General features: G+C 55.8%; 17 protein-coding genes. 15 read left to right on the top strand and 2 right to left on the bottom strand.

From position 1 onward, the window contains the following. Window positions 1-38: 38 nt before the first annotated feature. Both PTZ19_RS20530 and PTZ19_RS20525 read right to left on the bottom strand, forming a co-directional pair. The gene (locus PTZ19_RS20530) at window positions 39-1013 is read right to left on the bottom strand and encodes an ABC transporter permease (RefSeq protein ID WP_276357293.1); all 975 of its coding nucleotides are present in this window, start codon (window positions 1011-1013) and stop codon (window positions 39-41) included. Beyond that, window positions 1010-2509: a sugar ABC transporter ATP-binding protein gene (locus PTZ19_RS20525; protein WP_276357290.1), complete on the bottom strand. Its 1500-nt coding sequence runs from the start codon at window positions 2507-2509 to the stop codon at window positions 1010-1012. The genes PTZ19_RS20530 and PTZ19_RS20525 overlap by 4 nt, the downstream gene beginning before the upstream one ends. Before the next feature lie 218 nt (window positions 2510-2727). Here PTZ19_RS20525 and PTZ19_RS20520 point away from each other — a divergent pair, with 218 nt between their 5' ends. The 15 genes from PTZ19_RS20520 (at window position 2728) to PTZ19_RS20450 (ending at window position 23070) form a co-directional block, all read left to right on the top strand. Continuing rightward, window positions 2728-3531, top strand: coding sequence for an AraC family transcriptional regulator (locus tag PTZ19_RS20520; RefSeq protein WP_276357287.1), 804 nt, complete (start codon window positions 2728-2730; stop codon window positions 3529-3531). Between the two features lie 32 nt (window positions 3532-3563). Beyond that, window positions 3564-5294: a methyl-accepting chemotaxis protein gene (locus PTZ19_RS20515; RefSeq protein WP_276357284.1), complete on the top strand. Its 1731-nt coding sequence runs from the start codon at window positions 3564-3566 to the stop codon at window positions 5292-5294. Window positions 5295-5464: 170 nt separating this feature from the next. Then, entirely contained in the window at window positions 5465-6946 is a 1482-nt protein-coding gene (locus PTZ19_RS20510) for a sugar ABC transporter ATP-binding protein (RefSeq protein ID WP_276357281.1), read from the top strand. A gap of 16 nt (window positions 6947-6962) precedes the next feature. Then, the gene (locus PTZ19_RS20505; RefSeq protein ID WP_276357278.1) at window positions 6963-7937 is read left to right on the top strand and encodes an ABC transporter permease; all 975 of its coding nucleotides are present in this window, start codon (window positions 6963-6965) and stop codon (window positions 7935-7937) included. Between the two features lie 45 nt (window positions 7938-7982). Next, entirely contained in the window at window positions 7983-9041 is a 1059-nt protein-coding gene (locus PTZ19_RS20500; RefSeq protein WP_276357275.1) for a substrate-binding domain-containing protein, read from the top strand. A 1162-nt stretch (window positions 9042-10203) separates the two neighbouring features. Continuing rightward, on the top strand, window positions 10204-11589 hold the full coding sequence (locus PTZ19_RS20495) for an ABC transporter substrate-binding protein (RefSeq protein WP_276357273.1): 1386 nt from the start codon (window positions 10204-10206) through the stop codon (window positions 11587-11589). 96 nt (window positions 11590-11685) lie between these two features. Further along, the gene (locus tag PTZ19_RS20490; protein ID WP_276357270.1) at window positions 11686-12567 is read left to right on the top strand and encodes a carbohydrate ABC transporter permease; all 882 of its coding nucleotides are present in this window, start codon (window positions 11686-11688) and stop codon (window positions 12565-12567) included. Then, on the top strand, window positions 12567-13391 hold the full coding sequence (locus tag PTZ19_RS20485) for a carbohydrate ABC transporter permease (RefSeq protein WP_276357266.1): 825 nt from the start codon (window positions 12567-12569) through the stop codon (window positions 13389-13391). Before PTZ19_RS20490 ends, PTZ19_RS20485 begins: the two co-directional genes overlap by 1 nt. A 71-nt stretch (window positions 13392-13462) precedes the next feature. Further along, window positions 13463-14452 carry a LacI family DNA-binding transcriptional regulator gene (locus PTZ19_RS20480; protein WP_276357264.1) on the top strand — a complete coding sequence of 330 codons (990 nt, stop codon included), beginning with the start codon at window positions 13463-13465 and terminating at the stop codon, window positions 14450-14452. Window positions 14453-14583: 131 nt separating this feature from the next. Further along, the gene (locus PTZ19_RS20475; protein ID WP_276357261.1) at window positions 14584-16065 is read left to right on the top strand and encodes a serine hydrolase domain-containing protein; all 1482 of its coding nucleotides are present in this window, start codon (window positions 14584-14586) and stop codon (window positions 16063-16065) included. Window positions 16066-16107: 42 nt separating this feature from the next. Further along, complete coding sequence (locus PTZ19_RS20470) at window positions 16108-17043, top strand: alpha/beta hydrolase (RefSeq protein ID WP_276357259.1); 936 nt, start codon at window positions 16108-16110, stop codon at window positions 17041-17043. A 43-nt stretch (window positions 17044-17086) separates the two neighbouring features. Continuing rightward, the gene (locus PTZ19_RS20465; protein ID WP_276357255.1) at window positions 17087-18043 is read left to right on the top strand and encodes a carbohydrate kinase family protein; all 957 of its coding nucleotides are present in this window, start codon (window positions 17087-17089) and stop codon (window positions 18041-18043) included. 12 nt (window positions 18044-18055) lie between these two features. Then, window positions 18056-19525, top strand: coding sequence for a sucrose phosphorylase (gene gtfA, locus PTZ19_RS20460; protein WP_276357252.1), 1470 nt, complete (start codon window positions 18056-18058; stop codon window positions 19523-19525). A gap of 225 nt (window positions 19526-19750) precedes the next feature. Beyond that, window positions 19751-21472 carry a sensor histidine kinase gene (locus PTZ19_RS20455; RefSeq protein ID WP_276357249.1) on the top strand — a complete coding sequence of 574 codons (1722 nt, stop codon included), beginning with the start codon at window positions 19751-19753 and terminating at the stop codon, window positions 21470-21472. 2 nt (window positions 21473-21474) lie between these two features. After that, window positions 21475-23070 (top strand): helix-turn-helix domain-containing protein, encoded by a 1596-nt coding sequence (locus tag PTZ19_RS20450; protein ID WP_276357246.1) that lies wholly within the window; start codon window positions 21475-21477, stop codon window positions 23068-23070. The last annotated feature ends 63 nt before the right edge of the window (window positions 23071-23133 follow it).

Below are 23133 nucleotides of genomic sequence, written 5' to 3'. Positions count from 1 at the left end.
GCGCTTCTTTCATGACCCGGTTGCGTTCGATCCGACCGCTAAGCTTTACGGCCCTGCCGGTACAGGATCAACAGAACGAGCGCCCCTTTGATGATTCCTTGCAAGTACGGCGATATATTTTGCAAGTTCATGTAGTTGCCGATGATGGTCAGCATGAATACTCCGCAGACCGTGCCGAGAATCGTTCCTTTGCCGCCTTTGAGGTTGGAACCGCCGATCACGATCGCCGAGATGACGTCAAGCTCATAGAATAAGCCGGAACTGGAAGTCGAAATGGAGTTCAGCCGGGAGGTTTCGAATACGGCTCCGACTCCCGTCGCCGCGCCGCTGATCGCGAATGCCGTTACGATCACCCAGGGGATGGGAGCTCCCGTCAATACGGCGGCATAAGGATTTTGACCGAACGCGTAAATATAACGGCCCAGCAGCGTCCTGCTCAACACGACGTGCGCCATGACGGCGATAACGGCTAGAGGCAGGAAGATGAGGGGCACGCCCCAAAAGTCGGAATGGCCCAGTTGGGTATATCGTACGAAATTTCCGTTGATCGCGCCCCCGTGGCCGTACCACATGGCCAAGGAACGGAAGATGAACATGGTTCCCAGCGTAACGATAAATGAAGGAACCCGGCCGAACGCAACGAGCATCCCGTTGGCGATTCCGAGTACGCAGCCGGCCGCCAGTCCAAGCGTCACGGAAGCGGGGATCCCGATGCCAAGCGCGGATTGACTCAACATTATGACCGTTCCCGACGCCGCGAGGATGGATCCGACGGAGAGGTCGAACATGCCCAGCAGGATGACGAAATGCACGCCTAACGCGATGACTCCGATCGTGGACGCTTGACGGATGATGTTCATCAGGTTTCCCCAGTGGACGAAGTAATCGCTGGTCAGCGATGCGATCGCGAATAGCAGAAGCAAGGACGCAAGCGCCTTGAATTTCGTCAGGAAGCTTAAGGAGAGCGCGAGATGCTCAAGCCGGCTTGGAACGGTTGGTCTGCGGAGTGTCATGACTTGCCTCCTTCATTCGGCAATCCCGAAGCCGCGCTGATGATCCTGCTCTCCGTCGCCGATTCGTGTTCGATCATGTCGACGACGCGTCCGTCTCTCATGACGAGAATGCGCGTGCTGAGCCCGATCAGCTCCGCCAGGTCGGAAGAGATGATGATCACTCCCTTGCCTTCGAGAACCAGTTCGCGTATGACGGAATATAACTCGCTTTTCGCGCCGACGTCGACTCCGCGCGTTGGTTCGTTCAGAATATACAATTCGCTTTCGGCGACCAGCCATCTTCCGAACATGACTTTCTGTTGGTTGCCGCCGCTGAGGAACTTGATCTCCTGATCCGGATCGAGCATTTTGATATCCAATTGGATAATGGCGTCGAGCGCCTTATCCTGTTCTTTTTTCAAGTCGATGAATTGCAGCTTATTCAGATGCCTCAAACCGGACATCGTCAGGTTTTTGGATATGGGCATGTCCGTGAACATGCCGGCTTTCAGCCGATCTTTGTCCACCAGGCCGAAACGATGGTGAATCGCCTCCCGCGGATTTTTAAAGAGGACGCGTTCGTTGCGCCAATAGATGGTGCCGGCGTCCGGCCGGATCCGGCCGAACAGCGCGTTGGCGAGCTCGGTGCCTCCGGAATCCGCCAATCCCGCGATTCCCAGTATTTCGCCCTCATGCAAAGTAAAACTCACGTCATAAAAATTGTGTTTCTTGCTTAACCGCTCGACGCGCATCAGTTCTTGCCCGATCTCGTCCGCGACGGGGGGGAAATACTGGGACAGCTCTCTGCCCACCATATAAGTGATCATTTCCTTCTCGCTGTAGCGGTCGACTTGGCCCGTCATCACATGCTGTCCATCCTTTAAGATGGTAACGCGGTCGCAAATTCTCCGAACCTCCTGCAACCGGTGCGTGATATAGATGATGCCGACGCCTTCCGACTTGAACAGGCGGATGATTTGGAACAACCGTTCGCATTCCTGCTCGGTTAAGCTGGCCGTCGGTTCATCCATTATGATGATTTTGCATTTCATGGAAAGGGCTTTCGCGATTGAAACCGCTTGCTGTTCGCTGTGCGACAGGTCCCTGACGATGGAATTGGGATGAATCGAGTAGCCCAGCTGCTTCAGAATCCGCTTCGTTTCGCGCTTCATCTTGCCGTAATGGACGAACCCGCCGAGCCGTCTCGGTTCCCGGCCCATGAAAATGTTTTCGGCGACCGTCATGTCCGGAACAAGCGAAGTTTCCTGATAAATCGTCGAAATTCCCAATTTTTGCGCTTCCATAGTGGATGAAATCCGAATGTGCCGGCCTTCGATGGCGATTTCGCCTTGATCGGGCTGTTCGACGCCGGAAATCAATTTCACGAGCGTGGATTTCCCTGCGCCGTTCTGGCCAAGGAGCGCATGAACCTCGCCTGCGTGCAGTTCGAAATTCACGTGATCCAACACCGTTACTCCGAAATAAGTTTTCGTCATGCCGGTTACCTTTAAGAGCAACGCCGTCACCACCCGGAGATTAGCTGTCTCTATCTTCAGTCTATTACGAATGACGATGCGGAAAATATAAACAATTTTGCGGTCGTTCTACATTAAATTGCTAATTTGCGCGATTACTCTTTATTCTATAATAATTTGACATGATAATAATACCAAATTGCAATTTGTAAGCGCTTATCGTTCCATGATTCCACAGGGGCGCAGGTGATTCCATCCATATGTCGGGTCAAGCCTTATTATTGAAGACCCCCCAGCTGGTAACCATAACGCCTCTTGAGGAATTGTTCGGGTTATCCGGAGACATCCGATCAGGGAGCGAGACGGAGCTGCTTCTCATTCAAGGGGGTCGAGGGGAAGTCCATTGCGAACACCAGATTTTCACGGTGAAAGAAGGGGATTTGGTGATCCTCCATCCCCAGGTTGCCCATGCGGAAATTCCGTCATCCGACGCGCCGCTGAAAGGGTTTCGGCTGGCGATCGGCCAGCTGCAGGTCAACCGACTGCCGCCCGGCTGTCTGATCGCCGCGGCCGATCCGCCGATCCTGCCCTTGAAAAAGAATTACGAGACGATCAACCGGTTTTTCACGGAGATCTATTCCGAACATCGAAGCCGCAAGCTGGGCAGCGAGGATCTCATCACGTACTTGCTGCAAAGCATCCTGATCCATGTCATCCGGATTTCCACGGAACCGAATCAACCCGTGCAAATTTCCGCGATATCGGAGAAAGTGAGGGAGTTCATCAAGAGCAATTATTCCGAAGATTTGTCTCTTAACGAATTGGCGGCGCTGGTCTATGTGAATCCTTACCATCTGTCGCATATTTTCAAAGAAGAGATCGGCATGTCCCCGATTCAGTATTTAATCAAGTGCCGAATCGATGAGGCGAAGAGGCTGTTGGAACATACCGACTTGTCGGTGAAGGAGGTGGCCCAACGGGTCGGCTATCCCAACGCGAATTATTTCAATATCCTGTTTAAGAAAATGACCGGCGAATCTCCGGGAAAATTCAGAAGAGCATGAACGCAAAACTACGGGACGGAAGGAAGTAAAATATGGGCAAACCATGGCCGCATCGCCTGCGGGCGTTTCCGATCCGAACGATCCGAACGAAGCTGTTATCGGGATTCGCTTGCATCCTCCTCTTGCTCTGCATCTCTACGCTGACGACATTGTTCACGAGCGCATGGGTAAGCCGCATGGATTCCGAGATCCAAGAACAGAACGAAATCCTGGGAATCGCCGACCAGTTGAACGCGGACATCACGGACCTGCATAAGAGCGGATTCCTGTACGTCATGAGCAGTTTCGACTCCGACAAGCAGCTGTTTCAGGCGGAATATTCGAACGCCTTGAAGCGGATCGAAACGGGATTCGCGGCGCTGGAAAACAAAATGGGGGCCGCTCCGGAGTTCGAAGCGTTGTCGACCTCGTGGAAAGATTATTATCAAGCGAACCGGGAATCGTTCGCGATGGATGAAGACGGATCCGCGGAACAAGCGCAAGGCACCTATAAGTATCTTCCTCTGGAATCGCTCAGGCAAACATTCGCCCGGTTCGCTTCGGAACAGTTGTCCGAAATCGGGCTTCACCGCCAGAAAATCGATCAAACGAAATCGATGAGCTCGATCGTGAACGTCTCCGTAACCATAGGCTCCATCATCGTCGGCATCTTGCTCGCCCTCCTTCTGGCCCAGAGAATATCCGATCCGATCCGTCGATTAAGGGAAATATTCGTAAAAATCGCCGCAGGGGATTTGCAGGTGCCGGACTTCCCCTCCAGGACGAAGGACGAACTGAACGATCTGGTTAGCTCGGCCCATACGATGGTCAACAAACTGACCCAGGCTTTCTCCGTCATCAAGGAAACGACCGACCGGCTTGCCGATTCATCGGATCGATTGTCCCAAAATGCCCGTGAATCCGCCCATTCTTCCCTTCAAATCTCCGCGACGATCGATGAAGTCGCGAATGGGGCGCAAGTTCAGGTTCAAGCCTCGGAACAAACGACCCAAGCCATTGAGACGCTGACGTCGAACGTCTTGAATATCGCCGACCAGACGGCGCGCGTGACGGTGCTTTCCCGGAGCGGCGCGGAAGAAGCGGCTCGCGGAAACGGAGCGATCCATCTAGCGGTTCGGCAGATGCAAGCCGTCAAAGATACGCTGGAGTCGGCGAATGCTGCCATCCGCCAATTTATCCGGCAGTCCCAAGAAATCGGCCATATCATCCAATTGATCTCCGAAATTTCGTCGCAGACGAATTTACTCGCCCTTAACGCCTCCATTGAGGCGGCAAGAGCGGGCGTTAACGGACGGGGGTTTGCCGTGGTGGCGGCCGAGATCAAAAAGTTGGCGGAAAGCACGGAGCAATCGGCCAAAAGCGTCGCCGGGATCGTCCGTACGATGATGCGCGCGTCATCGCAGACCGCCGCGTCCATGGAACGGCTTGCCGGCGAAATCCTCTCCGGCACGGAGTCCGTGGAAGAAGCGGGCTCCCGGTTCGCGCAGATCGCCGGAACGTCCGTGAAGGTTGCCGAACAGATGCAGGAAATTTCCAGGATGACCGAGGAAATATCGGCAACCTTCGAGCAGATCAGCGGTTCCATGGAAGAAATGAGCTCCATCGCGGAGAGAACTTCCGCAAGCTCCCGGGAAGTGGCGTCCGCGACGCAAGATCAATTGGGCGCCACCCGGCGGGTATCCGAGTCCGCTCAGTCGCTGTCCGATTTGTCCAACGGTTTGCAAGGGGTTTTAAGTCAATTTCAAGTAGGGGCAACCCGTTAATCCGTCGGAATGCAACCCGGTTTCGGCCAAACGGCGATGTCTCCTCCCGGGGAGAATCGCCGTTTTAGGTTTCGCAAGAATATAAAGTTTTCCCTCAATTTAGTTAATTGTTGGGAGTTTCGGCCTCCGGTATGATGGCGTCATAGCCAACAGCAGAAGAAGGTGAAATCGTGACGGTACTCGAGATGAAAGACGTCAGCAAAAGCTTCTTGGGCGTGAAAGCGCTTCATAAGGTGAGGTTTGATCTCAAGAAAGGCGAAGTGCATGCTTTGGTCGGCGAAAACGGCGCCGGAAAATCGACGCTCATGAAGATCATTGCCGGGATCCATCAACCGGACGAAGGGGAAATTCTTCTTCACGGCAAGCCCGTTGCGCTGTCAAGCCCAACGGTATCGCAGCGGCACGGGATCGCCATTATCCATCAGGAACTGAATCTGGTGCCCGGCATGAGCGTGGCCGAGAATATTTTTCTGGGAAGGGAACCCAAGAAACGAGGCGTTTTCAGCGATTTCAAGTTTATGGTGAGCGAAACGAGAAAGCTGCTGGAACGATTCGAATTGATTCTGGACCCGAAAGCGACCGTCGGCAAACTGAGCATCGGGGAGCAGCAAATCGTCGAAATCGCGAAAGCGATGTCCATGAACGCGGAAGTGCTCATCATGGACGAGCCGACGGCCGTTCTGGAGGAGCGGGAGTCGCGGAAGCTGTTCGAATTGATCCAGCAGTTCAAGAGCAAAGGCGTCTCCATCGTTTATATTTCCCACCGGTTGAACGAATTGAAAGGATTTTGCGATCGGTTAACGGTTCTTCGCGACGGGCATTACGTGAACACGCTTCCGATGGACGGCCTGTCGGAAAGAGACATCGCCAACATGATGGTCGGACGGGAACTGAGCGACCTTTATCCGGCAAGACGGAGACAGCCGGGAGAGGAAATCCTCCGAGTAGAGCAATTGACTTTGAAATCCCATTTTCAAGATGTGAGCTTCAGCGTACGGAGAGGAGAAATCGTAGGATTCGCGGGGCTGATCGGGGCGGGAAGAACGGAGCTGGCGCGAACGGTCTTCGGGGATTGGCAGCCCGAACGCGGGCAGATTTACTGGAAAGGCCGGAAGGCGGACTTTCGGGATCCGCTGTCGGCCGTAAGCGCCGGCATCGCTCTCGCGACCGAGGACCGGAAGCAAAGCGGTCTGTTCCTGGAGATGAGCGTGACGAACAACATCTCCGTAACCACTCCACGCAAAATCAGCAAATGGAATTTCGTGCGCCGCCATGCGGAAAACCGGTTGGTTGCGGAGTTCATCGGCAAGCTCAACGTGAAGGTCAAGAAACCGTCGCGTCCGGTCAAGCATCTAAGCGGAGGCAACCAGCAGAAAGTCGTGCTCGCGAAGTGGATGGCGGCGGAGAGCGAATTGTTCATCCTCGATGAGCCGACGCGCGGGATCGACGTAGGGGCCAAACGGGAGATTTACGAACGGATCGCGGAGCTTGCCGAAGAAGGCAAGGGGATCATCGTCATTTCCTCGGAGCTGCCGGAGCTGCTGGGACTATGCGACCGCATCATCGTGATGCATCATGGGAAAATCACGGGGGAACTCGACCACGCCGCCGCCAATGAACAGAATGTGATGGCTTTGGCAACCGGACTTTAAAGTGAGGAGAATCGAGATGTCCAACACGGTAGAGGAAATCAAAACGGAATCCGGCCGGAATCGGAACTGGATCGGCGTGATCTGGGAGCAGTACAGCGTCTTGTTCGCGCTACTCGTGCTTGTCGTTTTCGCTTCGGTATTAAGCGAGTATTTTCTGACGGTCGCCAATATCACCAATATTCTGAGGCAGGTTTCCATTGTCGGCATCCTGTCGCTCGGGATGACCTTCGTAATCATTCTGGGAGGCATCGACTTGTCGGTCGGATCCGTGCTGGCCTTGTCGGGCACGGTGGTTATGGCCGCCCAAGTCAACTACGCTTCCTCCATTCCCGTCTCCATCCTGCTCGGATTGCTTGCCGGTCTCTTGCTGGGGCTCGTGAACGGATTGTTGATCACCTACGGCAAAATTACCGCGTTCATCGCCACTTTGGCGATGATGACCATCGCCCGATCGCTCGCTCTCTATTATGCGGACGCAGGCGCCATTTCGGGCATGAATTCCGCATACGCGAAAATCGGCAACAACTACGCGCTCGGCATCCCCATTCCCGTGATCATATTCGCGGTCATGGTTTTCCTTTCCTATGTCGTGTTGGAGAAGACGGTATTCGGAAGGCATATTTACGCCGTCGGAGGCAACACCCAGGCGGCTCGGCTTTCCGCCATCCCGGTATTTCGGGTTACGATCCTCTCCTACATGATCTGCGGACTGACCGCAGCCATCGGTTCCGTGATCGAAACCTCCCGATTGAACTCCGTATCGACTTCTACCTCAGGCAACATGTACGAGCTTGACGCGATCGCGGCCGTCATTATCGGCGGCGCCAGCTTGGCTGGGGGCAAAGGCAGAATACTGGGCACCTTGTTCGGCGTCTTGATTCTGGGGGTATTGAGCAACGTGATGAACTTGCTCAATATCTCGCCTTATCTGCAAGGTGTCGTGAAAGGGGTGATCATCGTAGCCGCCGTGCTTCTGCAAAGAAGGGAATAGCAAGCGAATTGAACAATTTTTCGTCCATTATAGGAGGGTTAATCCATGTCAAAGAGTAAAGTGTGGTTAAAACCGCTCGTATTGATCGCGGCTGTCTGTCTCGTTCTGGCCGCATGTTCCAACGGCAACAAGCAAAGTTCCGAAAGCCCTTCCGCAAGCGGGTCGGAAAGCCCGTCCGGCGACGCCGGTTCCGCCGCATCGGGCAATTATACGCTCGGGATTTCGCTTCCTTCGGCGGACCACGGCTGGATGGGCGCCTTGGTCTCGAACGCGAAAGCGGAAGCGGAAAAGCACGGCAACGTCAAATACTTGCTCTACACGGCTAAGGATCCCGCGAAACAAACGTCGGATATCGAAGACTTGATCACCAAGAAAGTGGACGCGATCGTCATGCTCCCGATCGAGTCCGCCGCGTTGACTCCCGCCGCGGAGAAAATCGCGCAGGCCGGGATTCCTTTAATCGTCATCGACCGCGCCGTGAATACGGAAAGCTACCGCACCTACGTCGGCGGAGACAACTACGGCATCGGATACGGCGATGCCAAATATTTGGTGGATGCGCTGAAGAAGAAAAAAGGCAAGCCGGAAGGCAAAGTCGTCGAAATCTCCGGAGTGCCGTCAACCGTCACCGATTTGAGGTCCAAAGGCTTCCGCGATTATATCAAAGATTACCCCGGGATCGAAATCGTAGCGACGCAGCCGGGCGATTTCACCCGCGAAAAAGCGCTGAAAGCGACCGAGAATATCCTGCAAGCCAACAAGCAGATCGATGCCGTGTATTCCCAGGACGACGACATGACGGTCGGAATCGTCCAGGCGATCCGGGACGCGAAGCGCGACAAGGAGATGTTCATCGTCAGCTCGGGCGGCATGAAGGAAGTCTATCAGATGATGAAAGAAAAGCAGTCTCCTGAAGTCGTCGTATCGCTGACGTACTCGCCGACGATGGGCGGCAGCGCGGTCAACATGGCCGTGAAAATCCTCGAGAAGAAGGGCTTGGAAGGCTTCTGGGAGAAATCGGTGCCGCATCATATCGTGCTCGAAGCGACGCCGGTCACGCCGGAGAACGTGGACCAGTTCTTCAAGGCCGACGCCAACTATTGATGAAGGAAGCGTGACCCGAAGGTACGAAGCGATTGGACCGTCGGGAACGAAGGGATAATCGGAGGATCGGGCGTTTGGCGCCCGGTCCTTATTTATCTGAATGTGCGTTGCCTCGGCAACGGCTGTTCGGGTCATCCATTCTGTGCGGTTTTTCGAATACAAATGGTAGTAGAGGCTCAAAGTGTTGGATTGGATGCGATTTTTCATATATAAATATCGAATCGTATCAAAATAAACGACGCGTTGGGAGACTCCTCTGGGCACGGCTCGGAATTTCCCTTTTTCCACCAGCTTGCGGCAGTTTTTAATGACCGTCGTAATATGCATCTCCAACTCTCTGGCCGCATCGGTCGGACGGATCGTCCGGTTGCGGCGAATGGCTGCCCGCATCAAGTCCCGTTCGGTTTTGGAGTAAAGCCTTTCAGGCGTTCTGGCCGTTCCGCCTAAGCCCAGCAGGTAAGGGGACAAGATGCTTCGCAACGCGGAAACGATATATGCGGGGTTTTCTTTCAGCTCATCCAAGGAGATATATATAACCAAACATTCTTGCGATTGCAGAAACAGCCCCCGGTTCAAATCCATTCGATACTTGGTTCGATCCGTACCGTGCGAGCCGAAATCCATGATTTCGATCACGATCCGAACGGCCCCGACAATCCACATGAAATCGACGAAATAAGATCTCCCCCGCCAATCCTTTACTTCATATTCGGGATGCAACCCATGGAAATGTCCCACAAGGGACCACCAGATTCGTTCGACGAACAGTCGGTTTCCATACCCGTGGCCGCGTTTGAGAGCGTCTAGGCGTTCCCCGTGCCTTCGCTTTAGATGTTCCCTTATCCATTTCGCGTGTTCCGTTTCGAAACTCATTTTGATCGCCCTCTCCTTTTCAAAAAACGTAAATGCCCCGCTCCTTTCTCCATTGGAAAGGAAACGGGGCATTCTTTGCCGCCTGGCCTCTCTATTTTTGCATGTACTTGCTGAATGGTGCAACAGAAAGTTGCAATTCTGCTTTAAAATCCGCAGGACCGATCATTAGAGGACGTCAGATCGCATCTTCATTATGACAACCGGTTGACACAAATATGTTAACCGGTTATCATAATGATGAAATCAAGAAATAAAGCGCTTCACAAACCAACGTTAGGGGGAGACAGTTTTGAAAAAGTGGAAAGGCATCGCGTTGGCCGTTTGCTTGACCTTGATCCTCGGCACCCTTGCGGCGTGCTCCAAAGGAAATTCCTCGAGCCAAGAAAGCCCGAGCGCGGAACCGTCGCAGCAAGCGCAACAGACCGGGCAGGCGTCGCAGGCCCCGCAGTCGGACAAACCCGTGAAAATTTCGTTCTTCAATACCTCCGCCGAAGTCAACCAAGTATTCGAGGATTTGTTCAAGACGTACCACGAGCTGAATCCGAACGTCACGATCGAACTGATCCCGACGCCGATCGGCGGCGCGCAGCTCGAGAAATTCCAGTCCCTGCTCGCCTCCGGCAACCCGGCGACGATCGCGAACCTCGACGCGGGAACCATTCTCCAATACAAAGACAAGTTCCTGGATCTGGAGTCGGACAAAGCGAAATACGAGCAACTGACGAAGCCCGGAGCGGTAGACGCCGCGCTGCTCGACGGCAAATTCCTCGGCATTCCCTGGACGGCCCAGGGATACGGCTTGCTCTATAACAAGCGGGTCGTGGAAGAAGCGATCGGCGGCGCTTTCGATCCCGCTTCCGTGAAAACGCGCGACGACCTGGAGGCGCTGTTCAAGAAGATCGAAGCGGCCGGCAAGGCGCCGGTCATGATCCACGGTGCGGACTGGTCGCTGGGCGCCCACTATCTGGGCCTTGCCTATTCGTTGCAAACCAACAGCGTAGAAGAGAACCGCAAGTTCGTGGAAGACTTGAAAAACGGAAAAGTCAGCTTGCTCGATAACGCTCCGTTCATGGGCCTGATGGATACGTTCGATCTTCTGAAGAAATACAACGCCAGGAAAAACGACCCGCTCGTCGCCGATTACAACAAAGACAGCGCCGATTTCGCCAAAGGTAACGCGGCCTTCTATTTCATGGGCGATTGGACTTGGGCCGTCGTCGGAACGCTGGAAGGACGGGACCAAGACTTCGGCGTCATCCCGGTGCCGATCAGCAACAATCCGGACGATTTCGGCAACTCGCAAATCGCGTACAGCGAACCGAAGCTGTTCGCCATCGACAATTCGGGATCCTCGCCCGAGCAGCAAGCGGCCGCGAAAGCTTTCCTGGAGTGGCTGGTCACGAGCGAGCAAGGACAGGATGCGATCGTGAGCAAGATGGGGCTGTCCATGCCTTACAAGGAAGTCAAAGCGAAAGGATCCAACGTGATCTCCGATTCCGTCGCCCAATTCGTCGATCAAGGCAAGTCGATCAACATCGCGGTCATCAACTACCTCCCGCAGGACTACTGGGCCAAGACGGGCGCCTCCATGCAGAAATACCTGGTCGACAAGATCGATCGCAAAGGACTGGCGGAAGAAGTCGAAAACTATTGGAAGTCGAACGCCGGCAAGTAACCGCCGATCCGTTCGCCTGCGAAAGATGGGTTCGAGGCCCCGCCTCTGCCCATCTTTTGTTCCGGAAGGCAAATTCGGGCAAAGGATGTTGCCAGCATGAAGAAAAGCGGTTTTTACAGAAACGCGGGGACGTTCCTGCTGTTCGGGGGACCTTCTTTGCTTGCGTTTGCTGCCGTCGTGGTCGTTCCGTTTCTGGTCGGATTGTATTTGACCTTCACGAATTGGGACGTCCGGACGGCCGACCATTCGGTCGTGGGTTTCGCCAATTACCTCCACGTTTTTAAGGATCACGTATTCCTGGAACAGCTGTGGTTTACGCTCAAATACGTCTTTTTCACCGTGCTGATCGCCAATGCGGCCGCTTTCTTCGTCGCGCTGGGGCTGACCCGGGGCGGGAAAGGGGAAAAGTGGCTTCGGACGGGGTTTTTCACGCCGAACTTGATCGGCGGGATCGTCCTGGGCTACCTGTGGCAAACCTTGTTCTCGCAAGTCTTGCCTTATCTGGGCAACAAGTACGGCTGGCCTTTATTCGAAAAGTCGTGGCTGACGGATACGAACACCGCGTTCTGGGCGCTCATCATCGCGACGGCATGGCAATTGGTCGGCTACTTGATGATGATCTATATCGCCGGATTCTCCGGCGTCCCGCAGGACGTGCTGGAAGCGTCCGCGATCGACGGGGCCGGCAGGTTTGCCGTCATCCGCAGGATCGTGCTGCCGTTGTCCGTTCCGGCCATCGTCATCTGCGTCTTCATTTCGCTCTCCCGTTCGTTCCTGACCTATGACATCAACTTGGCGTTAACCAAAGGCGGCCCGTTCAATTCGACCGAACTCGCGACCTACCATATCGTCCAGAAGGCGTTCCTGTCCGACCAGTACGGCATCGGCCAGGCCGAAGCCGTGGTGCTGTTCGCCGTCGTCGCGATCATCGCGCTGACCCAATCCTATCTGCTGAAAAAACTGGAGGTCGAATCGTAATGAACTCGCGTACGCTGGCCTCCATCCTCAAATATTCGTTCATGTATCTGTTTTTGATCGTGTTTCTGACGCCGTTTCTGCTCATCATCATGAACTCTTTCAAGAAGACGCAGCAATTCGTCGATAACCCTCTGTCCTGGCCCGAGCGCTTCCGGTTCGGGAATTACGCCGACGCCTACGAAAACATGGATTTCCTTCACGGATTCATGAACTCCTTGATCATCACGGTATCGGCGGTGTTCCTCATCCTGATCTTCTCGTCCATGACGGGATATTTGTTCGTGCGGTTCAAATGGAAGCTGAACGCCGTCTTGTTCTTCCTCATGCTGGCTTCCATGGCGCTCCCGTTCCAAGTGCTCATGATACCGCTGGTAATGTTGTACGGGAACGCGGATTTGCTGAACATGAAGAGCAGCCTGGTGTTCATGTATTTGGGGTTCGGCGTGCCGTTCGGCGTCTTCACGTTCCATGGCTTCATCAAGGGGGTCCCGTACGAATTGGAAGAGTCGGCCTTCCTCGAAGGAAGCTCGAGACCGCGGATCTTTTTCCAGATCGTGCTGCCGCTCCTCAAGCCGGTTTTCGTGACGCTGATCGTCCTGGACGTGCTTTGGATCTGGAACGATTACCTGCTGCCGAGCTTGGTGCTGCTGTCGCCGGATCAGAAGACGCTGCCGCTCTCGACGTATAATTTCTTCTCTTCCTATTCCGTGGATTACTCTCCGCTGATGGCGGGATTGATCATGACCGTCATCCCGGTGCTCGTGCTGTATCTGTTCCTACAGAAACAGATTATCAAGGGGATTACGGACGGAGCCTTGAAATAGCGGGCCGTCACGGCTGAAATTGGGGAAACGAAAGATTATAATGAAGGAAAACTCAGCAAGGTGGTCGACCGATGCCGAAAATCGAAGACGTGGCCGAGCGGGCGGGGGTTTCCGTCACGACGGTTTCCCGCGTGCTCAATAACCGGGGGTATATCAGCCAGAAAACGCGGGACAAGGTCTATCAAGTGATGAAAGAACTGAACTACCAGCCGAACGAGATGGCCCGGGCCTTGTTCCGCAAAAAGTCCAATATGATCGGTCTCATCATTCCCGCGGTATCCCATCCTTTTTTCAGCGAATTGGCCTACCACCTGGAACATTATGCCGACCGAAAAGAATATAAATTATTGCTGTGCAACTCCAATCGCGACATCGCCAAAGAAAGCAAATATATCGAGATGCTGAAAAAGAACCAAGTGGACGCGATCATCATGGGCAGCACCGTCCTGGAAGTCGAGCATTACCTGAATTTGAATTTGCCGATCGTCTCCTTCGACCGGACCGTGGCCGACGACATTCCGATCGTCACCTCGGACAACGTCATGGGGGGCAAGCTGGCGGCCCGTCTCCTCATCGGCAAGGGATGCCGCAAGTTGGCGTACGTCTACCGCGGCGTCGGCGGTCCGCACCATCAGGCGCTGCTCGCGAGCGGCAGAACGCAAGGGTTCGAAGCCGAAGTCCGGGCTGCCGGGATCGAGTCCGTCCACTTGCAGCTAGAGGCGACGAACGGAGACGAGCACAAAAACGAGCAAGAGATCGTCCGTTTTATGGAGCGGCATCCGGATCTCGACGGGATTTTCGCCAGCAGCGATCTGATCGCCGCCGAAGCGATTCAAGCCTGCCGTCAGCTGCGGAAAAGCGTGCCCGGAGAGATCAAAATCGTCGGCTATGACGATGTCCGCATCGCGTCCTTAATGTCCCCGAGGCTGAGTACGGTAAAGCAGCCGATCCGCGAAATGTGCGAATGCACGATCGATTTGGTGGCCAAGCAGCTGGAAGGGGAAGAGGTCCCCATGGTCACGACTTTTCCGGTTACGCTGATTGAAAGGGAAACGACGTAAGAAGGCAATCGAGTGCGCCGCGGCAAGGCGCGGAGCCGGACGGCGGTTTCGTTTCGTTTGTTGTGTCAACCGGTTGCCATAATCCGGTCGAACCTGAGCGCAGATAATCGAGCGCAAGAAAGGATATCCCGATGACAGACACCCACGCGCTCCCGAGGAGCATCCCCGAGAAACAAGGCGTTTCTCCGTCTTCCGTTTCATCGTTTTTGGAGGAGATCGAGAACCGAAAGCTGGCGCTGCACGGCTTCATGTTCCTTCGTCACGGCCATGTGGTGGCGGAAGGCTGGTGGAAGCCTTATCGGCCGAACGTGCCCCATGCCGTCTATTCCTTGACCAAGAGCTTCACGTCGATGGCGGTCGGGTTCGCGGTTCAGGAAGGCTTGCTTACGCTGGAGGATCCGATACTGAGCCGCTTCCCGGAGTTGGAGACGCCGGAAATCCGCAACAACATGGGAGAGATCCGGATCAAGCACCTCCTGACGATGACGACCGGCCATGAATCCGACACGACGAGATTCGGGGTTACGCCGGATTTCCTGAATCACCGGACCGAACTGCGGGTCGGCGACAGAAGCGACCGGGATTTCGTGCGCGGATTCCTCGAGCTGCCCATTCAACGGGCGCCCGGCTCCTGGTTCGTTTACAACAGCGGCGCAAGCCACGTGTTGGGAGCCATCGTGGAGCGTGCCGCCGGCGTTACGCTGGCCGAATATTTGCAGCCCCGGTTATTCGATCCGCTGGAAATCGCAAACCCGAAATGGGATCGAGCGCCGGGAGGCGGAAACACGGGGGGATGGGGGCTCTGGCTGACGACGGAGGACATCGCCCGGTTCGGACAGTTCCTCCTGAACAAAGGCGAATGGAACGGCGTCAGGATCCTGCCCGCCGCGTGGATCGAAGAAGCCGCCGCTTTCCAGGCGGATAACGCCAACGTGCCGGAGGACAACGGCGAGACCGGGAACATCGATTGGCGGCAAGGTTACGGGTACCAGTTTTGGAGATGCCGCCACAACGCGTACCGGGGCGACGGCGCGTTCGGACAATATTGCATCGTGATGCCCGACCAGGACGCCGTGATTGCCATGACCGGCGGATTGTCGGACATGCAGGGCGTGCTGGATGCGGTATGGCGCCATTTGCTCCCCTCCATGAAGGAGGCTGTGCCCGTATCGTTGGATCCATCCGAAAACGATCGGCTGACGCGGAAGCTCGCTACGTTGGAACTGGGCGGCGCGAACGCTTCGGCGGAAGGCGGGTGGTCGGGAGCGAAGAAGTACAGGATCGAATCCAATGAGCAAGGATTGCAAGAAATCTCGTTATCGTTCGAGGGTCGAGAATGCGTATGCCAATGGACGGACAGCCGCGGCACGCAACGCTTAACCTGCGGGCTTCGCGAATGGAACGCCGCCAATTCACTTTCGGGCCGGCCCGTCGCGGTCAAGGGGTGGTGGCGGGATACGGCAACGTTCGAAATTTGCGCCTGCCAGCCGGATTCCCCGCATCGCGACCGCCTGACGTTCCGGTTCGAAGACGGGACGGTCGGCATCCATCACGAGCATTTCAGTTTCGTTTGCCATCAACACGACTTTCATGGCGTTGCCGTTGCGGAATAAACGTGACGCAACCGATCTTCGAAGCATTGGAGGCACGCGTGCATGCACTTCATGGATAGAGTAGCCCCGGAATTGAGAGAAGGATTGGCGAAGCTCCCTCCCCTGCATTTGCCCGGGGATTTGGCCGCATTCCGGCAGCTTCCCCCGGTTCCCGCCGACCCGTCCGATTCCGTTCGGATTACGGAACGCCGGATATCCGGCGTTGACCGCAACCCGATAACAATCAAAATCTATGAGCCTGACCACCGGGAGGAGAGCAACCGGCCGGCGTTGCTGTGGATCCACGGCGGAGGATACGTGCTCGGCCATCCGGGCAACGAGGATGCCATTTGCCAAAGCTTCGTCGAAGCGGCAGGCTGCGTCGTGTTTTCCCCCGATTACCGATTGGCGCCGGAGCATCCGTTCCCGGCGGGGATCGAAGACTGCTACGCGGCTTTATTATGGGTGGCGAGCGCTGCGGCGGAGGAGTGGAATCTCGACTTGTCGCGCATCGCGATCGGCGGCGGGAGCGCGGGAGGAGGGTTGACCGCGGCATTGGCCCTGTTGGCGCGCGACCGGGGAGGACCCGCGATTCGTTTCCAGATGCCGTTATACCCGATGATCGACGAACGGTGCGCAACCCCTTCCAGCCAAGAATTCATGGATCCCAGGGTTTGGAACGCGTCGAACAACCGGGCGGCCTGGAACATGTACCTGGGCGCCCATGCCCATGACGCGATTTCCCCGTATGCCGCGCCGGCACGGGCGGCGAGCCTGGCCGGCTTGCCGCCCGTCTATACTTGCGTGGGCCAACTGGACCCGTTCCGGGACGAAACGATCGAATATGCCGCCAGGCTTGCGCAAGCCGGCGTCGAGGTCGAATTCCACCTGTATCCCGGGTGCTATCACGCTTTCGAACACATCGTACCCGACGCGGAGATCAGCAAACGCGCGAGAAACGGTTATATCAACGCGCTGGTCGAAGCCTTCAAACGATAATTCTCGCTAAGGGCTTTTCCAACGCGATCAGGGGGGAGAACAAGTGCTGGATTTCGATGGCCGATTCACGTTCGGCGACAGGCCCAACGACCTTTTGACGGTCGGGGAATTGCTCGTGGACATGATCTCCAATGAATATGACGAAACGTACGAGAGCGACGGATATACGAAATTTTTCGGCGGCTCTCCTTCCAACATCGCGATCAATGCCAGCAGACTGGGCATCCGTTCCCACATCGCTTCGGCCGTGGGCGAAGACGGATTCGGCGCGTTTTTGTTGAACAAGCTGCGCCAAGCCGGCATGCGGACGGACGGCATCCAAAGAACGGACCATGCCACGAGTCTGGTCGTCGTGACCAAAAGCCGGGCGACGCCCATCCCCATCTTCTACCGGGACGCGGATTTCCGGCTGGCCTATGACGTGGCGCTGGAAACGGCGGTGCATCGCGCCAAGGCGGTGCATTTCTCCTGTTGGCCGATCTCGAGGCTTCCGTCACGCCGGACGGTGGAACGGGTGATCGAGGAGGCGCGGAACCGCGGGCTGCTCATCGGCTTCGATCCCAATTACCACCGGATGATTTGGCAGCGGGACGAAGACGGCGCGGCGTACGTCAAATCCGTCATCCCGAAAGCGGACGTCATCAAACCTTCGGAAGACGATGCCGAGCGGCTGTTCGGCAAAGACACGCCCGAACGCCAGCTGGAAAAGTTTCTGGAGTTAGGCGCGAAACTGGTCATTCTGACCCTGGGCAAGGACGGGGCCATCGTTTCGAACGGCAGCGAGACGAGGACCTTCCGCTCGCTGGCGACGGATATCGTCGATACGACGGGGGCCGGCGACGCGTTTTGGTCCGGATTTTACGCGGCCGCGATCAAGGGATACACGCTGCAACAGACGCTGGAACTCGGGTTTGCCGTCAGCGCCTATAAGCTTCGGCATACGGGGGCGGTCGTGGATTTGCCGAATCTCGAAGCCATCAAACAACAATACGGTCTATAGGGGGACTTGCGGGTGGCGCTGAAAAACCAAGTGCAATTGATCACGTATCCCGATTCCATGGGCGGGAACCTGAAGTCGCTGAACCATGTTTTGACGACGCATTTCGGGGACGTCTTCACGGGCGGCGTTCACATTCTGCCGCCGTTTCCTTCCTCGGGGGATCGCGGATTCGCTCCCCTCACCTATCTGGAGATCGACCCGAGCTTCGGCAGTTGGGAAGAGATCCGGGCGATCGGCGAACGGTTCGACGTTCTGGTCGATCTGATGGTCAATCACATCTCGAGGCAATCGCCGTATTTCCAGGACTTCCTGCGAAATGGACATGCTTCCGCCCATGCCGATCTGTTTTTGACGCTGGATAAAATCTGGCCGGACGGGCAGCCGGTGCAAGCGGATATCGACAAAATGTTCCTGAGGCGCCCGCTGCCTTACTCCACGTTCAAAATCGAAGCGACCGGACGCGAGGAGAAAGTATGGACGACGTTCGGCAAGACGGATCCTTCGGAGCAGATCGACCTGGACGTCCGTTCCCCGCAAACGAAGGCGCTGCTCACCGAATTTTTCTCGTTTTTCAAAAAGCAAAACGTGAAAATCGTCCGGCTCGATGCCGTCGGCTACATCATCAAAAAACTCGGGACGAGCTGCTTCTTCGTCGAGCCCGAAATCTACGAATTCCTCGACTGGATCAAGGAAATGGCGGACGGCCTGGGGATCGAGCTGCTGCCGGAGGTACACGCCCACTACGGCACCCAGTTCAAGCTCGCCTCGCATGGGTGCTGGATCTACGACTTCATCCTGCCCTACCGCGTGCTTGAAGCTTTGGTCGGGCGATCGAGCCGGGAGCTGCGCAACTACCTGGAAGTCCGGCCGCATCGGCAATTCACGATGCTCGATTGCCACGACGGCATTCCCGTCAAGCCGGACCTGGACGACCTTCTGGATACGCGCGATGCCCGTCGACTGGTCGATCTGTGCGTCGAACGAGGGGCCAATCTGAGTTTGATTTTGTCGGAGGAGCACAAGGCGGCGGACGGCTTCGACGTTCATCAAATCCGCTGCACCTATTACAGCGCGTTGGACGAAGACGACGACGCGTATATGGCGGCAAGGGCGATCCAGTTTTTCGCCCCCGGCATTCCCCAGGTTTACTATGTGGGACTGCTGGCCGGCGAGAACGACTACGATCGCGTGAAAGCGACCGGCGAAGGCCGCGAGATCAATCGCCATAACTATACTTTGGAGGAAATCGAGCAGTCGCTCGGAAAGCCCGTCGTGCAAAGGCTGCTGCGGCTGATCCGCTTCCGGAATACGTTCGGGGCCTTCGACGGGGAGTTCCGCGTTCTGGACTGCGCGGATGACGAAGTCCGGCTTTCCTGGCGCAAAGAGAATTTGAGCTGCGAACTCGCGGTCGAGCTGGCGTCGTACCGGTCGGTCATTCGGTATGACGACGGGCGGGGCGGCTTGCGCGAGTACGTCGTATAAATCGAATCCGGGAGGTATCGTTGGCCCGTTCTTGCGGCTTGACCGCAGATCCGGATTTTCGTTTGCCCCTGCGGAAAGATCGATTGGATTCGATTTCCGTCAGGGGCATGCTGAGTTAGGGGGATCGCTTCCCTTTGCGTCTGCCGCATTCCATATTTTGGCCTTACTGCTTCCGGACAGCCCGATTTTATAATGGGAGAGGGTACGCGGATGGAAGGCGGGCGAATGAAATTGACGAACAGCATCGTGTACAAGTTTTCCGCGCAGCTCACCGTCATTCTGGTGATTCTGTTTGCCGTATTGCTCCTGAGCAACGTCTATTCGCTGGAAGTGGTGCGGAACCAATCCATGAACCATTCCCGCAACACGCTCGCGATTTACGTGGAGAACATTCGCAACGATTTGAACCTATACGCCAAAGATTTGACCGAAGTATTCGAAAACAACGTCGATACCGCGGCGGATCTTGCGGGCGCCGGCGAAAGCGTCCGTTATTTCAAATCCGTCCAGCTCATGAATGCCTTGAAATCCAAAATGTCGAGCGCGGAATCCAGCGACGGGATGTTCATCAAGCTGCCCGGCGACGATCGGCCGCTTGCGTTTTTCGGAAACCGGATTCGCGGCAGCGGAAAGCTGAGTCTCCAGGATTACTTGAGCAAACACGATTTTAAGCCGGATCCGGACGGGAAAATCGACGAATGGACGGATTTCGAAATCGGCGGAACGTTTTACTTATTCAAATACATCACGTATTCGAACATCACCTTCGGAACGTTCGTGAGCGCGGACACCTTATTGTCCGTCGTGAACCGGGAAGGAGACGCCGCCAGCCAGTTCGTATTGAGCGACAAGGACGGAATCATCCTGGCTGCCACGGGTGCCGCCTTCGGCGAAGGCACCTCCGCCCTGGAGGATTTGAGCCGCCGGTATGACCGAAGTTACTTGCTGATCTCGGAGCCGATCGCGGAATTCGGCCAAATTACGGACATGGTGGCGAAGCAAAGCATATTCTCCGGACTCAAGCTGATCCAGTGGATCATCATTTCCTTGGGCGTGCTTTCCGTCGTCATCGTTCCTCTGGTGCTGAGGTTTCTGGCGAGAGATATCCTCAGACCGGTGCTGGAGCTGGTCAAAGCCGCGAAAGAGGTCGAGAAGGGCGGTTGGGAATTCCAGATTCCGCCCGGGCGTTATTCGATGGAATTCACGAGACTATTCCATTCCTTTCATTCGATGGTCCACGAGATCAAAGATTTGAAAATCCATACCTACGAGGAGAGAATCGAGAGAAGCCGCGCGGAGTTGAAGTATTTGCAAATGCAAATCCGGCCCCATTTTTTCCTGAACGCGATTTCGACCATCTCCAGCTTGACCTATCAGAATAAAAACGAGGAAATCCGGAGATGGATCGGCCACTTGTCCGAGCATTTGAGATACCTGTTTCGGGGAGGGCTCGTCTTGGTCCCGGTCCACGAGGAAATGAAACACGTGGAAAATTACATTCGGATGCAGGAGATTCGTTATCCCGACCGGATCTTCTACATGACGGATATCGATTCCGAAGCCGGACAGGCCGTCATTCCCCAACTTTTGATCCAGACTTTCGCCGAAAACGCGTTTAAGCATGCCATGGTGTACGGGGAGACGCTGTCCCTTTTCATCCGGGTCAGCATGGACCGTGCGGAGGACGAGCCTTGCGTTCGAATCGTTGTGGAAGATACCGGGCCGGGATTTCCGGCAACCTGGCTGTCGGAAGACGGCTTTCCGCCGGAGGAATCGAACGAAAACAACGGCCGAGTCGGAATCGCCAACATTCGCCGAACGCTCCAACTGCTTTACAAGCGGGACGGGTTGTTGGAATTGTCGAACGCGGAGCCGTCGGGAGCCCGAGTCGAAATCCGGGTGCCGATCCGGACCGAAGCGGAAACGACCACGCGACAGGAGGGTTGACCGTGCGCTGCTTGTTGATCGATGACGATATTCCGACCGTCGAGGTTCTGCGGGATCTCGTGAACTGGAGCGAATACGGGATAACGGAGGTATTCACGGCCCATAACATCCGGGACGCGAAATTGTTTTTCGAAATCGGCGCTCCGGACCTGATCATCTGCGATATCGAGATGCCCGGCGGCTCCGGGATCGATATGATTCGATGGGTACGGGAATCCGGATACGACAGCGCTTTTATTTTCTTCACTTGCCATGAAAGCTTCGAGTTCGCCTCCACCGCCATCTCCTATAGCGCGGATTCGTACCTGATCAAGCCGCTGAACAAGATCCAACTGGAAGCGGCCTTGCGCAAGTCCGTCGAAGCGCTGAAACGGAAAATCACGCTGGGCGAATACCGAAGGCTGGGCGAGGTATGGCTGAAGAACAAAGATTTGGTGGAGAGAAGCTTCTGGAGGGACGTGCTCACCGCCGCGATCCCCCCCAGGCCGGATCTGATCGAAGGCGAAATCCGCAAACGGGCGCTGCCGCTTTCCGCCGAAAGGGGTTACGTCTTATTTCTCGTGAGCGTATCCAGATCCGGGGTCGACGGACAGTGGGACGACAGCACGTTCCATTACGCGCTGTGCAACCTAAGCTCGGAAATCCTGTTCGGCCGCCCCGATCAAGACCGGGTGATTCCTTATCAATCGGAACATCAGCTTTACCAAGCCATCATCCTGGACGGCGCGACCGACAGCGGCAAGCTGAAAGCGGACGGCGAGCGGTTGATCCGGCTCTGCAAACGGTATTTGAAATGCGACGCGACCTGTTACGTCAGCGAGGAGAAGAACATCGCGGAATTAGCGCGGGCCAAATCGGAGCTGGAGCGTTTGGATGCCTCCAATCTCATCTTCCGGGGCGTCCTGCATTTCCAGAAGGAACGGTTCACGTACGATACGACGGAACGGTACTCGCTGGACATCGACCTTTTCGCGTCGCTGTTCATCCAGAAGGAGAAAGTCCAAATCGTCAACCGCCTGAAAAAAGAACTGGAGACGCTGGCCGGCCGGAACCGGCTCGACTCCGTCACCCTGCATGCCATCCGGGAAGATTTCCTGCAAGTGGTGTATTCCCTCTTGGCCCGCAACAATATCCAGGCGCACCGGCTTTTCGCGGACGAAGTGGCGCAGCGGCTGTTCCAGAAGTCGGAAAGCGGCGTGTTCGATTTCATGAAATGGGCGCATTTCGTGACGGAAAAGACGATCGAAACCGTCAAGGAAGCGCTGCAGTCCGAAGGGGTCGTCGAGAAGGCCAAGCGGTTTATCCAGGAAAACTACCATCGGGACCTGGGGCGCGATGACGTGGCGGCCAGCGTATTCCTGACGCCCGATTACTTGGCCAAAGCGTTCAAGACCGACACGGGGCTTACGATCAAAGAGTACGTAAACGAGATTCGGATCAACAAAGCCAAGCAGCTGCTGAGCGAAACGACGGAGAGCATCGGCCGGATCGCCATGGAAACCGGCTTTGACAGCATCTCTTATTTTTCCACGGTATTCAAGAAGGTAACGGGCGAGACGCCGAACGCCTATCGCGCGAAACATGGCGCCTCCCGCTAGCGTTCGCGCGCCGGGCATCTCTTGTTTTTGAAAAAACACCTCGTATTTTTAAAAGCCGGTCCG

It is taken from the genome of Cohnella caldifontis, assembly GCF_029360585.1.
Classification (GTDB): Bacteria; Bacillota; Bacilli; order Paenibacillales; family Paenibacillaceae; genus Cohnella; species Cohnella caldifontis.
The sequence above is the reverse complement of the archived record's forward strand: the minus strand, read 5'-3'. Positions and strand labels throughout refer to the sequence as shown.

What these genes read in the sequence shown, in the direction of transcription:
- PTZ19_RS20490 (WP_276357270.1), top strand. Translation starts at nt 11,686, where the DNA reads ATGAAGAAAAGCGGTTTTTACAGAAACGCGGGGACGTTCCTGCTGTTC.
- PTZ19_RS20505 (WP_276357278.1), top strand. Translation starts at nt 6,963, where the DNA reads ATGTCCAACACGGTAGAGGAAATCAAAACGGAATCCGGCCGGAATCGG.
- PTZ19_RS20515 (WP_276357284.1), top strand. Translation starts at nt 3,564, where the DNA reads ATGGGCAAACCATGGCCGCATCGCCTGCGGGCGTTTCCGATCCGAACG.
- PTZ19_RS20520 (WP_276357287.1), top strand. Translation starts at nt 2,728, where the DNA reads ATGTCGGGTCAAGCCTTATTATTGAAGACCCCCCAGCTGGTAACCATA.
- PTZ19_RS20485 (WP_276357266.1), top strand. Translation starts at nt 12,567, where the DNA reads ATGAACTCGCGTACGCTGGCCTCCATCCTCAAATATTCGTTCATGTAT.
- PTZ19_RS20455 (WP_276357249.1), top strand. Translation starts at nt 19,751, where the DNA reads ATGAAATTGACGAACAGCATCGTGTACAAGTTTTCCGCGCAGCTCACC.
- PTZ19_RS20470 (WP_276357259.1), top strand. Translation starts at nt 16,108, where the DNA reads ATGCACTTCATGGATAGAGTAGCCCCGGAATTGAGAGAAGGATTGGCG.
- PTZ19_RS20475 (WP_276357261.1), top strand. Translation starts at nt 14,584, where the DNA reads ATGACAGACACCCACGCGCTCCCGAGGAGCATCCCCGAGAAACAAGGC.
- PTZ19_RS20500 (WP_276357275.1), top strand. Translation starts at nt 7,983, where the DNA reads ATGTCAAAGAGTAAAGTGTGGTTAAAACCGCTCGTATTGATCGCGGCT.
- PTZ19_RS20530 (WP_276357293.1), bottom strand. Translation starts at nt 1,013, where the DNA reads ATGACACTCCGCAGACCAACCGTTCCAAGCCGGCTTGAGCATCTCGCG.
- PTZ19_RS20480 (WP_276357264.1), top strand. Translation starts at nt 13,463, where the DNA reads ATGCCGAAAATCGAAGACGTGGCCGAGCGGGCGGGGGTTTCCGTCACG.